Genomic DNA, 14,028 nt, shown 5'->3' with positions numbered 1-14,028 from the left:
CGTAACCCACCGAAGTGGTGATGTCACTCCGATCCGCTCCCGTCCGGATCCCCGACCGGCTCACGCCGGGTCAGCGCGAGTCGTGCTGCTCCCCACGCGCCCGCCGGTGCTCGCCGGCCGCCCGGCCGTGCGCGTGGGCGAGCAGCCGGTCGACCTCGGGGAGCCGCCGGATGCCGGGGTTGAGCACGCACGCCCAGCCGTACGTGCCGTAGGCGGGGTGCGGCAGGACCTCGTCGCACCGGGTGAAGTCGATTCCCGACCGGTGGTCGGGGAGCTCCGCGGGCGGATAGCCGAACCGGCGCTGGAACTCCTCGCGGCCGACGTGCACGTTGAGACGGAAGATTCCCGGCCGGTCGAGGTGCGAGTCCTCGTCGAACCCGGGGACGTCGTGTTCCACGATGGTGGCGAACGGCCGGCGACGGTCGGGCCCGACGAAGAAGAACCGGTCGCCCCAGCTCGCCTCCGGCGCACCGGACCGCTCGTCGGCCTGCACCTGTGTGACGTGCGGCAGCGCGACGATCCGCTCGACGAGTTCGGCCACGGCCGGTGCCGCTCGATCTCCGGAGGACTCAGGCAGAGAAGTCATGACCTTTACCGTATCGTTGCATCACCCTGTGAAGGTTTGGCGTTATCTGCTGCTGGGAGGCCGGGCTGAAGTCTCAAACGGGAGAACATGGGCGTTCGTACCGTCCCGCGGACCTCGCCCGGGAGCACGGCATCTCCACCCAGGCGGTCCGCAACTACGAACGCGACGGGGTGCTGCCGCCGGCCCCGCGCACGCCGAGCGGCTACCGCGCCTACTCGACCCTGCACGCGCACGCGCTGCGCGCCTACCTCGCGCTCGTCCCGGCGCACGGGTACGCGACCGCTGGCGAGATCATGCGCGCCGTCAACGCCGGCGACGTGGACACCGCACTACGGGCGATCGACCGCAGCCACGCCCAACTGCTCCGCGACCGGGAGACGCTCGACGTCGTCGAGGCGACCGTCGGGGTCCTGGCGGTCACCGGCGTACCCGCCGGGGCCGCACCGGCGGGGACGCCGGCCACGGGCCGGGCCGACCGTCCGCTGACGATCGGCCACCTCGCCCATCGGATCGGCGTGACGCCGGCCACCCTGCGCAAGTGGGAGCGGGCCGGCGTCCTCGTGCCGCAGCGCGGTCCCGACACCGGCCACCGGTTGTACCGGGTCGACGACGTCCGCGACGCCGAGCTGGCGCACCTGCTCCGGCGCGGCGGCTACCGGCTCGACCACATCGCCACGGTCCTGCGCCAGGTCCGCGCCGCCGCCGGCCCCGAGGCGTTGGCCGGCTCACTGGAGGGCTGGCGGCGGCGGCTCACCGACCGGGGGCGGGCCATGCTCACCGCCGCCGCGCGGCTCGCGGACCACCTGCCGCTCGGCGTCCGGCAGTTACCCACGTCGCAGGTCTCGGAAATGGACACTGGTGGCGGCCCTGCAGAGCAGGGGTAGACACGTGACGATCGACCACTCGCTGGTCATCCCGACCGACGAGCAGATCCGGGCGCTGCACGAGCGGTACGCGCCGACCGAGGAAGCCTTCGAACTCGTCTACACCCACTGCCAGATCATCTGTGCGGTGGCGGAGCAACTGCTCGACGGGTACCGCTCGGACCTGAACGTGGCTTTGGTGCGTGCGGGAAGTCTGCTGCACGACATCGGCGTCTATCGCCTCTACGACGCGTCGGGGCAACTCGATCACGAGAGCTACATCCGTCACGGGGTGCTGGGGCATGGGTTGCTGCGTGATCTCGGGTTTCCTGACCTGGTAAGCAGGTTCTGCTCCCACCACACCGGTGTCGGGCTCACTCGTCAGGATGTGCTGCGGCAGCGTCTGCCACTGCCGGTCGGTGACTACACAGCCGACTCCGTGGAGGAGCAGCTGGTGATGTACGCCGACAAGTTTCACAGCAAGACGACGCCGCCCGCCTTGGTGACGACGTCGTCCTACGCCGCAGGCGTACGGCGGTTCGGCGAGGACAAGGTGGCCCGGTTCATGGCGCTGGTGGAGAAGTTCGGTGAGCCGGATCTTCTGCCACTGTCCCGCCGCTATCGGCAACCGCTGATCTGAGCAATCCGCCCGATCACCATGTTGCCGTTCCGAAGGCGTAGCACTGGGCCTGCCGGGCGGTGCGGCTACCTGTCCAGGTCAACTCGGCCCCATCAGGACGGGTGTCGAAGTCGGTGCCAGGGCTTGAGTTGTTGGGCCGGGGATCTTCGCGTGTCGGTGTTCGAGAGGTGACGAGGTCACGGTCGTCGACCGTGCGCCCGGTCCGCGACGGGGCAGGTCGGACGCACGGTCGGTCACTTCGGCAGGTTCGCGCTCGACTTGGCCAGCTGGTACGCCGGGAGCATCGCCTCGAACTCCTCGTCGTCCATACCTCCGAGGGTGAGCATGAGCCGGCCGTGCGGGGTGGAGACCACGATCGCCCGCTTGCGGCTGCCCTCCTCGGTCCAGGTCGCCTCGAACGAGTCCAGCGCCCCGGCCTTGGTCGGGCGATACTGCGGGTCCTCGGCCTTGCTGCTGTACTCGTTGAGGAACTTGTCCACAGTGAGCTGCGGGTTCAGCGGGGCGGCTTCCTCGATCCGCCAGACCCGCAGGAAACCGATGTGCCCGGCGGGCTTCGCGTCGATCTCGCAGAGCAGCAGAGCGGGGCCGGCCCGGTAGTCCGTCCCGGAGGTGACCGCCTTCACCTTCCACTCCGGTGGCACCGAGAAGGCCATCGACAGCGGGCAGTCGCTGCCCTCGGGGCCGACCGTGGTGCCGGCCGTCGCCGGGGCGACCTCGTCGTACCAGGGCGGGCCGGCCGCGGCCGGCGACGCGGTCGGGCTGGCCGGCGACGAGGACGCCACGGTGGGCGTCGCCTTGTCGGCGCAGCCGGCCGTCGCGGTGAGGGTGAGTGCGGCCAGTAGTACGGCCACCCGTCGGAACATCTGTCGTCGCCCCCGTCGTGGTTCGCGCCGCCGGTGTCGCGGCGACGGATGCTAACCCGACCGCGCCCCGCCGTGCTGCCCACGCCGCGCCCTCGGCGCGGTCAGGTTCGGGTCCCCGGGGCCGTCAGGCGGCCTCCCGATCGGCGCGGGACCGTGGCGGGGCCGGTGCGGCGGACCGGGGGCGGGGTGCGGCCCCCCGGGTCCCGACGGCGCCGGCCCCCCGGGCCAGTTCCATGGCGCGCTCCGCGTTGTGCAGCGTCTCGCACGGGCCCTGCTGGCCCGCGCAGAGCAGGCTGCGGCAACGGCCGGTCTCGTCGGATTGGTGGGCCTCGGCGACGTCGTACGCCAGGCGCCACAGCAGCGGGTCCGTCACGTCGCTCGGTGCGGTTGCGTCGTGACTGGACCGGTGGTGCGTTGTGCCGGACACGCGGGACCCCTCTCGTCATCGCTGTCCCTGAACGTTCACCTTCCGGGGGCGCGCTAAACGCTGCCGGGCGGGGGCGTCGGTCACACCCGCGCGGCGGCGTCAGATGATGAAGTGGGTCCAGTAGGTCAGCCAGACCACGAACAGGGCACCCTGGAACAGGGCCAGGGCGGCGGTGAGCCAGGTGTCGACGGTGGCGCGGCGGGCCCACCGGGCGAGGACCAGTGCGACCGGGAACGCGGCCAGCAGGTAACGCAGCAGGCTCTTGTACACCGGCGGCCCCATCGACAGCGGCACCAGCACCACGATCAGGGTGTAGACCAGGTAGGGCAGCTCGGCGCGGCGGAACCCGGCGACGGCCACCGCCACGACGGCCAGGGCCAGCCAGACCCGCGCGGCGTCGGCGGCCGAGCCGCCGGTCAGGCCGTGGTACGCCACCCAGAGCGGGTTCTGCACCCTGATCCCCCAGCCCCGCTCCTGGGCATGCTGGTAGGCGAACCAGTCCCCCGTCTGCCACCCGGCGAACGCCATGAAGGCGAGCCACCCGGCCGGCAGTAGCAGCAGCGGCCAGCCGAGCCGCAGGTACCGGCCGAGCGTGCGCGGGTCCAGCCGGTACGCGTGCTGGCGCAGCAGGACCAGGGCGAGCGGGACGACGACGAGGAAGCCGACCGACCGGCTCAGCGCGAGGAAGAAGCCGACGACGCCGACGAGCAGCCACCGCCGCCGCTCGGCGTACCAGAAGGCGGCGAGGGCGAGGCAGAGGAAGAGCGACTCGGTCAGCGCCGCCTGGAAGAGGAACGCGGCGGGCAGCAGCAGCAGGTACCGGACGAAGCGCCGGGCCGCCGCGTCGCCGCCGCCGAGCCGCTCGCCGAGCCGGTGAGCGTAGTAGAGCTGGAACAGGAACGCGACGTTGGCAACCAGCAGCAGCGCCCATACGGTGTTCCCGCCCAGCAGCGCGGCGACCGGCCGGGCCAGGAACGGGTAGAGCAGCGGGAAGCCGAACTCGCTCCACCCGCCGGTGAGCGGCAGCCGGGCCAGGTGGTCGTAGAGGAGGGAGTCCCAGGCGTACCAGAGGGAGAGCCACCGGTGCGGCGACATGGCGTCCTGCTGGGCGCGCATCGCCGCCTCGTCCACCGGGGGTGCCCCGGGAACCCCGTCCCAGGCGGTCAGCGCGGTCACGGCGACCAGCGACAGCACGAGCTTGGAGCCGACGAAGACGGCCAGCACGAACCGCCACGGCGCGGGGACTCCGGCGGCCAGGCGGGCCGCCCCCCGCGTGGCCCGGCCCGGCCAGCCCCGTACGCCGGTCGGCCGGTCTTCGGCGTCTCCGCGCCCCTCGCTCATCTGGTGGTCCCCCGGCTCGTCCGCGACCGGCCGGGGATCCCCGCTCCCGGCCGGCTCACACCCGGCCGGGAGGTGAATTCGGCGGCGGACCGGGTAAGGGCGCTGCCTCATTCGGCAACTACGGGGAGGGCGGCACGGGCATGGGCGCGGAACCCGGCACGGTGGTCATCGGCGCGGGCCCGGCCGGCCTGACCGCGGCGTACGAGCTGCTCCGGCACGGCGAGCCGGTGCGGGTGTACGAGGCGGACGACGTGGTCGGCGGCATCAGCCGCACCGTGGAACGCGACGGGTGGCGCTTCGACATCGGCGGGCACCGGTTCTTCACGAAGGTGTCCCGGGTCGAGGCGTTCTGGCACGAGATCCTGCCCGACGAGGACTTCCTGCTCCGCCCCCGGATGAGCCGGATCTTCTACCGGGGCGCGCTCTACGACTACCCGCTCAACGCGCGCAACGCGCTGCGCAACCTCGGCCTGCGGGAGGCGGTGCGCTGCGTCGGGTCGTACGGCTGGGCCCGGCTGCGCCCGCCGAAGGACCAGTCGCACTTCGAGGGCTGGGTGTCGGCGCGCTTCGGCTGGCGGCTGTACTCGATCTTCTTCAAGACGTACACGGAGAAGGTCTGGGGAATGCCGGCGGACCAGTTGCAGGCCGACTGGGCGGCGCAGCGGATCAAGAACCTCTCGCTGTCCCGCGCGGTGTGGGCCGCGCTGCTGCCCCGGCGCAACCGCAGGGACGTGACCAGCCTGATCGAGGAGTTCCAGTATCCGAAGTTCGGGCCGGGGATGATGTGGGAGCGCTGCACCGAGCAGGTCCGGGCCCGCGGCGCGACGGTCAGCACCGGCACCTGGGTACGGGCGGTGCACCGCGATCCGGACGCCCGGCGGGTGACCGGCGTAACCGTCGCAGGGCCGGACGGCGAACGACGGGAGGGGGCCGCGCACGTCGTCTCCTCGATGCCGATCTCCGAGCTGGTGGCGGCGCTGGACCCGCCGGCACCGGCGGAGGTGCTCGCCTGCGCCGCGGACCTGCGCTACCGGGACTTCCTGACGGTGGCGCTGGTGGTGCCCGAGGAGTTCTCGTTCCCGGACAACTGGATCTACGTGCACGACCCGACCGTGCGGGTGGGGCGGATCCAGAACTTCGGCTCCTGGTCGCCGTACCTGGTCAAGGACGGCCGGACCTGCCTGGGCCTGGAGTACTTCGTCTTCGAGGACGACGAGATGTGGCGGCGGTCCGACGAGGACCTGGTCCGGCTGGCCACCGCCGAGTTGGAGCAGCTCGGCCTGGTCGCGCCGGGCGTCGTCGAGGCGGGCCACGTCGTCCGGATGCCCAAGGCGTACCCGGTGTACGACGAGCGCTACCAGCACAACGTCGACGTGATCCGGGGCTGGCTGGCCCGCGAGACGCCGAACCTGCACCCGGTCGGGCGCAACGGGATGCACCGCTACAACAACCAGGATCACTCCATGCTGACCGCGATGCTCACCGCGGAGAACATCGCCCACGGCATGACCCACGACGTCTGGTCGGTCAACGTCGAGCAGGACTACCACGAGCAGCGCACCGACGGGGGCGACGGCCGGCGGGGAACCGGTCGCGACGCCCCGACGGTCCCGGCCCCGCCCGGTGGCCCACGCCGACGGCTGGCTGCCAGGCGCACATCCGGCCCAGTCACCACAGCGCCGCCGAACTGACCGCCCTGGCCGACCACCTGGCCGAGCGGGATGCGCGTGCATGATCGTCTGCTGATTCTGGAGACCACGGCCGGCGTGACGTCTCACTTTTCATCAAACGATTTCGAAGTGCCGGTCCGGCCTGTGCGGGTGACCACTTCGAGCGTTACCCGCCCTCCGGCGGGGTACTGCGCTGCCCGGAACCGGTTGGCCGGGGTGACGGCGTGCCGTGCCCCGGTCCGCCGTGGCAGCAGGCGGGCGGGCGGCGGGAGGCGCGGGATGCGGAGCTGGGAACGGGGCGTGGTGGGCCGGTCACGGGATCGGGTACGAGCCGAGGCCAACCGGCCGTGGGACCGGGCTCGGGAATGGGTACGAGCCGAGGCGAACCGGACGCGGGACTGGGCGCGGGCGGCGGTGGGCCGGTTGCGGCGAAACTGGGTGGACGTGGTCGAGGCGGCCCTCGCGGCGACGGTGGCGTGGTTCGTGGCCTCCCGGCTCATCGGCCACCCGGACCCGTTCTTCGCGCCGACCGCAGCCCTGGTCGTCCTCGGCGAAGCGCGCGGGCAGCGGCTCCGACAGACGATCGAGATCGTCCTCGGCGTCGCGGCGGGGGTGCTGATCGCCGAGCTGGTGGTGCAGGCCCTCGGCCCGGGCAGCGGAACGCTGCTGGCGGTCCTGGTGCTGACCATCGGCCTCATGGTGACGATCGGGGCGAGCAGAACCCTCGTCGTCCAGGCGGCGATCTCCGCCCTGTACCTGGTCGCGGTGGCCGCGCCGAAGGGCGACCTGGTGCCGTTCCGCTTCGTCGACGCGCTGGTCGGCGGCGCGGTGGCGCTCGCCGTCAGCCAGCTCACCGTGGGCCGCAACCCGCTCGCGCCGCTGGTCGCCGAGGCGCGCCGGACGTTCGCCGACCTCGCCGAGGTGCTCACCCACATCGACGAGGCGCTGGCGCGGTGCGACGAGGTGGCGGCCCGGGCGGCGCTGGAGCGGGCCCGCGAGGTCGACGGCTGCGTGGAGCGGCTGCGGACGGCGGTGCAGGCCTGCGGCGAGACGCTGCGGCTCGGCGTGCGCCGCCGCCGGCACCTGGGCCGGGTCGGGACCGTCGAGGCCACCGCCCGGCAGCTCGACTACGCGGCCCGCAACATCCGGGTGCTGGCCCGCGCCGGGGTCACGCTGGCCCGGCTGCACGAGGCCACCCCGCCCGAGGTGGGTGCCGCGATCCGCGCGCTGGCCGAGGCGGTACGGGCCGCCGGGGCGGCGCTGGCCACCGACCTCGCCGGCCGGCAGGAGGCGGCCCGGCACGCCGAGCAGGCGGAGGCGACGGCACTCGAAGCGGTCCGAACCGCCGCCCAGCTGCTCAGGTCCAACCCCCCGCTACCGGTGGTGATGATCATCGGACAGATCCGCGCCACCGCCATCGACCTGCTACGCGGCGTCGACGGAGAAGACGACTCGGTACTGACCCGAGTGGACCAGGCCCTCTCCCCACCCACCCCCACCCCCACCCCCTCACGTTGATCAACAGGTTTGCGTCAGGCCCGGATCGCAAACCTGCGGGGTGGTGGGTGGTGGTCCAACCAGTTGACGGGTTGATGTGGTGGGGGACACACTGCTCGGCATGGTGTTTGTACCTGTGCCCCGGGGGTCCGTGTCCGATCACGTCTTCGGGCAGCTCCGCGACGCGGTGGTCAGCGGCGCGTACCGGCCCGGCGACACGCTGCCCGGTGAGCGGGAGCTGGCCGCCGCCTTCGCGGTGAACCGGCACGCCGTCCGGGAGGCGCTACGCCGGTTGCAACAGCTCGGCCTGGTCCGGGTCAGCCAGGGCGGCGCGACCCTGGTGCTGGACTGGCGGGTGCACGCGGGGCTCGACCTCGCGCTGTCCCTGGTCCGCTCCGGTGACGTCCTGCCCGTCGACACGCTGGTGCGGGACATGCTGGAGATGCGGGCCTGCATCGGCGTCGACGCGGCCCGGCTCTGCGCCGAACGGGCCGACGCGGCGACGCGCGAGACCGTCACCCGCGCCGCGCAGGAGTACGCCGGACTCGCCCCCGACCTGCCCCGGATGGCCGAGGCCAACATCGCCCTGTGGCGGCATGTGGTGCGCGGCTCGGGCAACACGGCGTACCTGCTGAGCTTCAACAGCCTCGTGGCCGGCGCGCTCGCCGTCGGCGAGGTGCCACCCGAGCGGCACGCCGCCGAACTGCTCGACGTGGCCGGGCACCACCGGCTCGCCGAGGCCGTGGCCGCCGGCCGGGGCGACGCCGCCGCCGAGCAGGCCCGGTCCCTGCTCACCGCCGCCCTCGCCACCCCCGTCACCCCACCCGGAAGGGAATGTCGAGCATGATCCCCGCCGTGCTCTACGCCGTACCCGCGTTCCTGCTGCTCATCGTCGTGGAGGCGCTGTCCTACCGGTTCGCCCCCGACGACGACGAACGCGGCTACGAGCTGCGCGACACCACCACGAGCCTCACCATGGGCGCCGGCAGCCAGGTGATCGGCCTGCCGTGGAAGCTGCTCACCGTCGGCCTCTACGCCGCGGTGTGGACGGTCGCGCCGATCCAGCTCTCCCCCACCAGCGTCTGGACCTGGGTGCTGCTGTTCTTCGCCGACGACCTGGCCTACTACTGGTTCCACCGCACCCACCACGAGGTACGGCTGTTCTGGGCCGGTCACGTCGTGCACCACTCCAGCACGTTCTACAACCTGTCCACCGCGCTACGGCAGAGCTGGACGCCGATGACCACACTGCCGTTCTGGCTGGCGCTGGCCCTGCTCGGCGTCCCGCCGTGGATGATCTTCCTCCAGCAGTCGGTGAGCCTGTTGTACCAGTTCTTCCTGCACACCGAGCGGGTCCGGGTGTTGCCCCGGCCGATCGAGTGGCTCTTCAACACGCCGTCGCACCACCGGGTCCACCACGGCGTCAACGCCGAGTACCTGGACCGCAACTACGGCGGGATCCTCATCGTCTGGGACCGGCTGTTCGGCACCTTCGAGCCGGAGCGCGCCCCCGCCCGGTACGGGCTGACCAAGAACATCGGCACCTACCACCCGCTGCGGGTGGCCACCCACGAGTACGGGGCGATCTGGGCCGACGTGCGGGCCTCCGGGTCCTGGCGGCACCGACTGGGCCACGTGTTCGGCCGTCCCGGCTGGCAGCCCGCCCGATGAGGCGCCTCATCCCCTTCGGCGTGGCCGCCGCCGTCGAACTCGTCGGCGTCGCCACGGACAGCACCGCGCTCCAGTGGCTGGCCAAGCCGCTGCTCGCCCCGCTGCTGCTGCTCTGGCTGCTGCGCTCCGGCCGACGCTTCGACGGGTTCGCGCTGGGGCTGATCTTCGCCACCGGCGGGGACGTGGCGCTGCTGCTGCCCGGCGAGCCCGCTTTCCTGGCCGGAATGGGCTTGTTCCTCTGCGCCCAGATCAGCTTCATCGTGACGTTCACCCGGCACCGACGGCCGCCGGTGGCGGTGGTGGCCGCCTACCTCGTGCTGTGGGCGCTGGCCAATGTCGTGCTGTGGGGCCCGCTCGGGGAGCTGCGGCTGCCCGTGCTCGGCTACAGCCTCGCCCTGTGCCTGATGGCCGCCGCGGCGGCCGGCGTGTCGGCCCGCGCGGCGGTCGGCGGGGCGTTCTTCCTCGTCTCCGACCTGCTGATCGGCCTGGACGCGGCCGGCACCACCCTGCCCGGCCACGGGCTGCTCGTGATGAGCACCTACATCACGGCGCTGCTCCTGCTCACCACGGCGTGGGCGGCTGCCGGTGGGCCCGACGCCGCGCGCCGGCCGGACCGGCGTACCGACGGGGACCCGGCCGCCACGGCGGACGCCCCAGCCACGCCCTGACACGACGCCGGCCGCCGGCCCGCCCTGATCAGGGCGGGCCGGCGGCCGGGAAGCGCGAGCGGCGCAGCGGCCGTCGGACGCGGCGGGTCAGTGTCGGCGGCGGCCGTAGGCGCCGGCGGCGAGCGCCACACCGACCGCGGCGAAGATGACCTGGATCAGCAGCTCGATCCAGTCGATGCCGGCGGTGTCGTCCACGCCGAACGCGCCGGCCACGAGGGTGCCGAGGATCGCGGCGACCACGCCGATCAGCAGGGTGAGCCAGATCGGGATGGTCTGCTTGCCCGGTACGACCAGCCGGCCCAGCGCGCCGATGATCAGGCCGATGATGATGGCGGTGAAGAACCCGGTTACTTCCACGGTGGGCCGTTCCTTTCGAAGTGTTGTCGCCTGCGTCCTCCACGGTGCCCCCGGAGGCCGCCCGGCCAAACCGCCGACGGCCCGACCGGCGCATTCTTCACAGGACTGTCATGGTCCCGCGCGGCAACCGTCACACCCCGTGGCCGGCCCCGGTCAGCCGGCGCAGTGGGCGTACCTGGCGGCCCGCTCGGCCAGCCACAGCCACCGGCGCTGCGTCTCCCCGGCGGTGGCGGCGACCATGGCGAGGGCGTCGCCGCGCACGACGGTGAGGGCCGCGCCGGTTGCCGACGGGTCGTCGAGCAGGGCCGCGCCGTCGCGGAACGCCTCGGCCTCGGCCGAGCCGCCGAACCGGGGGGCCACCTCGTCGCGCCAGAAATCCGCCCAGGCCAGCTCCGGATCCCAGGAGAACCGGGCGTACGCCAGGTAGCTGATCTCGTTGGTCGGGTGGTACGCGGACGGCTCGGCGAAGATGGTCAGCCCCCGCATCCCGGCGGCCCCGGAGCGGGTGGCCATGTCGGCGTACATCTCGGGAACCCAGGAGTGCCGCTGCCGGTTCCACTGCGACCCGGCGTGGGTGCGCAGCACGCTGGTCGTGTGTGGCAGGCGGTCGACGTGCTCGGCGGTCAGCCGGTCCCGCTGGTCGTACCAGAACCCGCGGTTCACGCAGTACTGGTACGCCACGTCGTCGGGCAGGTCGGCCAGTGGCTTCTGGGCGTCCAGGTCGAAGATGTTGTCCCAGTACACCTCGACGAGGTGACGCAGCGGCACCCCGGCCGGACCGTTGCGACGGGCGGTCTCCAGCAGGGTCGGGTAGACCGACCGCATCGCCTCGTACGACCAGGAGGTGCGCTCGCCGCCGGCGCGGGCGGCGCACCGGGCGCAGGCGCAGCTTCCGTAGTCGCCGGTCTCGAAGTTGATCCCGCCGACGGGCAGGGTGTCCAGCAGCCAGTCGATGGCGTCGCGGTGCCAGGCCAGGTTGTCCGGCTGGGACGGGCAGGCGGCCATCATGTACTCGCTGGCCGGGAAGTGCAGGTCGCCGAACTCGCCGATGTCGAAGCCGACCTTCTTCGGCAGCTCGGCGGCGAGGTCGGGGCGCCGGCGCAGCCAGGTGGCCAGGTTGTACCGGTGCCGGCCGTCGAAGTAGATGCCGCCGTAGGCGTTGATCCCGACCCCGGCGATGATCCGCACGCCCCGGGCGTTGGCGTACTCGCACAGCTCACGGGCCGCCTCGACGCCGCCGTGGGCGTCGCGCAGCAGCCCGTACACGACGATCCCGCCGATCCGTTCGCGGCTGCAGAAGTCGACCAGCCGGCGGTAGTCGGCGCCGAACGCGTCGGCGGACTTCGCGTACGGGTTGAGCGCGCCGATCTCCTGCTGGCCGAGCTGCCGGGTGTCCCAGTTGGTGGAGTGGTCCCAGGTCCACAGGGTGCGCAGCGGCAACCCGGGGGCGGCGGCGGACGCGCCGACGGGCAGGCCGGCCGGGGTGGCCGCCGCGACCAGGGCGCGGGCGGCGTACACCAGGCCGGCGAACGGGTCGCCCGTGAGCCGGATCTCGCCCCGCTCGGGCACGTCGGTCCGGTGGCCGCCCTCGGGCAGCGCCGGGTCGACGGCGAGGCGGACCGGCACGGCGTCCGGGCCGCCCTCGCCGAAAGCCTCGCGCAGCAGCCCGGCGGCGAAGGGCGCGTGCTCGGCCCCGAGCACCCGCACGCCGGAGACCTGGCGGTACGACGACATCATGTCCTCCCGATGGTGTGGGCGGTGGCGGCGAGGTAGTCGACCACGTCGATCGCGGTCCACACGCCGTGCCGCCAGTAGGGATCCTGTTCGACGAGGGTGCGGGCGGCGGGCGCGTCGGCGGCCCGCAGCACCAGCACGGAGGCGCTCAGGTCGGCACGCGCCCCGGCGATCAGGGCGGTGCCGTCGGCGAGCAGGGCGCGCACGTGCGCCAGGTGCGCGGCCCGGTGGGGTTCGCGCCGGACGACGACGTCGGCGGCGAAGGTGGCGGTGACCAGGTAGGTCGGTTCGAACTTCACGCGATCCCAGCCCTCACGGTCCCGGCCCTCACGCCCCGGCCCCGAGGGCGCAGACTCATGCCTCGGCCCCGATCGCGCCGAGCAGTCGCCGCATGGCGACCCGGTAGACGGTCTGCGGGCGGCCCGCTCCGGTGCTGACGTGCACCCCGACCTCCTCGGCGAAGCCGGCCGCGCGCAGCGCCTTGAGCAACCGGCGGGCCGAGCGCGCCTCCACCCCGTACGCGTCGGCCAGCCCCCGGGCGGTGACCTCGTCGGGGTCCATCTGGTGCAGGGCCTCCAGCAGCCGCCGGGTGGACAGCGGCCCGATCCCGAGCTGCTCGGAGACCCGCAGCACGCCCGGGGCGGTCTCCCGCAGCCGGGGCCGCACGGCGGTCTCCCGGCTGGAGTAGACCTCCCCGTCGGGGAACACCACGTGGGTGTCGCCGCTGTGCCGGCCCAGCGCGAGGGCCTTGCGGGCGTTGTCCTCGGCGGCGGCGATGGTGGTGCCCGCGCCGAAGCCGACGGCGTGCTCGACGTCGACCCCGCGCAGGGCGAGCAGGGAGGCGTGCCCGTCCCGGTGCCGGGCGATGGCGCTCTCCACGGTGCCCCGGGTGGTGGTGATCAGCAACGTCCGGTCGTCGACGGCGGCCAGCCGGCCGCGCATCCGCTCGGCGTGCTCCAGCAGCGCCTCGCGTACCCGCAGCCGTTGCCGTTCCGCCTGGTACGGGTCCTGCGCCCGGGTCGTCGGCACACCCAGGTCGACCATCATCACGGCGATCTGGGTGGCCCGGGACTGGCGGATCTCGGCGGCGAGCCAGGCCCGGCGCAGCGCGTCGCGCACCGACGCGCGGGTGTGCTCGACGCGCCACACCGGGACCCCGCTGTCGACGAGGTCCCGGTGCACCGCGCCGAGGCAGGTCAGGCACGCCTCGACCGCGCCGGAGGCGTACCGCTCCCGGTGATACGCGGTGATCTCGTCCAGGCCGGTGAAGAGCAGCCCGGAGGAGTCGGCGATCGGCAGGATCTCCGTGGGCGGGGCGACCTCGATGTCGTGGTACGTCTCGCGGACGGTCTCCGCCTCTATGGTGTCCACACTGACCCGGGGCAGCTTCCCGCCGGTGGCCAGCAGCATCCGCGACAGCGTCCGGTACAGGTCGATGCCGGCGTGCGGGACGTAGTCGATCTCCGCCCGCAGCTCGTCGGCCGCGTTGGCGAACGCGTACGGGATACGCCCGGTGAACAGCAGCACCTGGCACACCTCGTCCAGCTCGCGGGCCAGCTCGGGGGCCTGCTCGGGGCGGGTGTACACGCGTGTTGTCACCGCCTCCGCGCGGCCTTCCCCGAGCGCCACCTCCTGCACGAGCCGGATCGAGTCCTCCGGGCCGATGATCCCGATCACGATGCTGCCTCCACGTGGTGTCCCGCTGGCCTAG

The 14,028-nt window shown here is 73.1% G+C and carries 15 protein-coding genes; 7 read left to right on the top strand and 8 right to left on the bottom strand.

What is annotated here, in order from left to right; genetic code table 11:
• Window positions 1-70 precede the first annotated feature (70 nt).
• Entirely contained in the window at window positions 71-586 is a 516-nt protein-coding gene (locus OG559_RS25335; RefSeq protein ID WP_405107919.1) for a DUF6194 family protein, read from the bottom strand.
• 65 nt (window positions 587-651) lie between these two features.
• Between OG559_RS25335 and OG559_RS25330 the strand changes: the two genes are divergently transcribed.
• Both OG559_RS25330 and OG559_RS25325 read left to right on the top strand, forming a co-directional pair.
• Window positions 652-1,470, top strand: coding sequence for a MerR family transcriptional regulator (locus tag OG559_RS25330; protein WP_405116951.1), 819 nt, complete (start codon window positions 652-654; stop codon window positions 1,468-1,470).
• 4 nt (window positions 1,471-1,474) lie between these two features.
• Entirely contained in the window at window positions 1,475-2,089 is a 615-nt protein-coding gene (locus OG559_RS25325; RefSeq protein WP_405107916.1) for an HD domain-containing protein, read from the top strand.
• A 233-nt stretch (window positions 2,090-2,322) separates the two neighbouring features.
• Here OG559_RS25325 and OG559_RS25320 read toward each other — a convergent pair whose 3' ends face one another.
• The 3 genes from OG559_RS25320 to OG559_RS25310 all read right to left on the bottom strand — a co-directional run bounded on the left by OG559_RS25320 (window position 2,323) and on the right by OG559_RS25310 (window position 4,720).
• A complete protein-coding gene (locus OG559_RS25320) occupies window positions 2,323-2,940 on the bottom strand; it encodes a lipoprotein (RefSeq protein ID WP_405107914.1) in 618 nt (205 codons plus the stop codon).
• Between the two features lie 136 nt (window positions 2,941-3,076).
• Window positions 3,077-3,325: a hypothetical protein gene (locus OG559_RS25315; protein ID WP_405107911.1), complete on the bottom strand. Its 249-nt coding sequence runs from the start codon at window positions 3,323-3,325 to the stop codon at window positions 3,077-3,079.
• A 153-nt stretch (window positions 3,326-3,478) separates the two neighbouring features.
• Window positions 3,479-4,720, bottom strand: a complete 1,242-nt coding sequence (locus OG559_RS25310; protein ID WP_405107908.1) for a hypothetical protein — start codon at window positions 4,718-4,720, stop codon at window positions 3,479-3,481.
• Window positions 4,721-4,860: 140 nt separating this feature from the next.
• Between OG559_RS25310 and OG559_RS25305 the strand changes: the two genes are divergently transcribed.
• From OG559_RS25305 to OG559_RS25285, 5 genes are all read left to right on the top strand, one after another.
• On the top strand, window positions 4,861-6,411 hold the full coding sequence (locus OG559_RS25305; RefSeq protein ID WP_405107906.1) for an NAD(P)/FAD-dependent oxidoreductase: 1,551 nt from the start codon (window positions 4,861-4,863) through the stop codon (window positions 6,409-6,411).
• A gap of 258 nt (window positions 6,412-6,669) precedes the next feature.
• Window positions 6,670-7,908 carry an FUSC family protein gene (locus OG559_RS25300; protein ID WP_405107903.1) on the top strand — a complete coding sequence of 413 codons (1,239 nt, stop codon included), beginning with the start codon at window positions 6,670-6,672 and terminating at the stop codon, window positions 7,906-7,908.
• Between the two features lie 100 nt (window positions 7,909-8,008).
• Window positions 8,009-8,734 carry a FadR/GntR family transcriptional regulator gene (locus OG559_RS25295; protein ID WP_405107901.1) on the top strand — a complete coding sequence of 242 codons (726 nt, stop codon included), beginning with the start codon at window positions 8,009-8,011 and terminating at the stop codon, window positions 8,732-8,734.
• A complete protein-coding gene (locus tag OG559_RS25290; RefSeq protein ID WP_405107898.1) occupies window positions 8,731-9,558 on the top strand; it encodes a sterol desaturase family protein in 828 nt (275 codons plus the stop codon). The genes OG559_RS25295 and OG559_RS25290 overlap by 4 nt, the downstream gene beginning before the upstream one ends.
• Entirely contained in the window at window positions 9,555-10,226 is a 672-nt protein-coding gene (locus OG559_RS25285; protein ID WP_405107895.1) for a lysoplasmalogenase family protein, read from the top strand. Before OG559_RS25290 ends, OG559_RS25285 begins: the two co-directional genes overlap by 4 nt.
• A gap of 87 nt (window positions 10,227-10,313) precedes the next feature.
• On the opposite strand, the gene OG559_RS25280 is transcribed toward OG559_RS25285, so the two are convergent.
• From OG559_RS25280 to OG559_RS25265, 4 genes are all read right to left on the bottom strand, one after another.
• Entirely contained in the window at window positions 10,314-10,583 is a 270-nt protein-coding gene (locus OG559_RS25280) for a GlsB/YeaQ/YmgE family stress response membrane protein (protein ID WP_396672878.1), read from the bottom strand.
• Window positions 10,584-10,736: 153 nt separating this feature from the next.
• Complete coding sequence (locus OG559_RS25275; protein WP_405107892.1) at window positions 10,737-12,320, bottom strand: hypothetical protein; 1,584 nt, start codon at window positions 12,318-12,320, stop codon at window positions 10,737-10,739.
• The gene (locus OG559_RS25270) at window positions 12,317-12,616 is read right to left on the bottom strand and encodes a YciI family protein (RefSeq protein WP_350883301.1); all 300 of its coding nucleotides are present in this window, start codon (window positions 12,614-12,616) and stop codon (window positions 12,317-12,319) included. The genes OG559_RS25275 and OG559_RS25270 overlap by 4 nt, the downstream gene beginning before the upstream one ends.
• A 55-nt stretch (window positions 12,617-12,671) precedes the next feature.
• On the bottom strand, window positions 12,672-13,994 hold the full coding sequence (locus tag OG559_RS25265) for a hypothetical protein (RefSeq protein WP_405107889.1): 1,323 nt from the start codon (window positions 13,992-13,994) through the stop codon (window positions 12,672-12,674).
• Window positions 13,995-14,028: the final 34 nt, after the last annotated feature.

Source organism: Micromonospora sp. NBC_01405, from assembly GCF_045040155.1.
Taxonomy (GTDB): domain Bacteria; phylum Actinomycetota; class Actinomycetes; order Mycobacteriales; family Micromonosporaceae; genus Micromonospora.
This window is presented reverse-complemented; position numbering and strand designations above follow the sequence as displayed.

Excerpts from the sequence above, each read along its gene's own strand:
- OG559_RS25275 (WP_405107892.1), bottom strand. The coding sequence starts at position 12,320 with ATGATGTCGTCGTACCGCCAGGTCTCCGGCGTGCGGGTGCTCGGGGCC.
- OG559_RS25285 (WP_405107895.1), top strand. The coding sequence starts at position 9,555 with ATGAGGCGCCTCATCCCCTTCGGCGTGGCCGCCGCCGTCGAACTCGTC.
- OG559_RS25295 (WP_405107901.1), top strand. The coding sequence starts at position 8,009 with ATGGTGTTTGTACCTGTGCCCCGGGGGTCCGTGTCCGATCACGTCTTC.
- OG559_RS25290 (WP_405107898.1), top strand. The coding sequence starts at position 8,731 with ATGATCCCCGCCGTGCTCTACGCCGTACCCGCGTTCCTGCTGCTCATC.
- OG559_RS25300 (WP_405107903.1), top strand. The coding sequence starts at position 6,670 with ATGCGGAGCTGGGAACGGGGCGTGGTGGGCCGGTCACGGGATCGGGTA.
- OG559_RS25310 (WP_405107908.1), bottom strand. The coding sequence starts at position 4,720 with ATGAGCGAGGGGCGCGGAGACGCCGAAGACCGGCCGACCGGCGTACGG.
- OG559_RS25335 (WP_405107919.1), bottom strand. The coding sequence starts at position 586 with ATGACTTCTCTGCCTGAGTCCTCCGGAGATCGAGCGGCACCGGCCGTG.
- OG559_RS25305 (WP_405107906.1), top strand. The coding sequence starts at position 4,861 with ATGGGCGCGGAACCCGGCACGGTGGTCATCGGCGCGGGCCCGGCCGGC.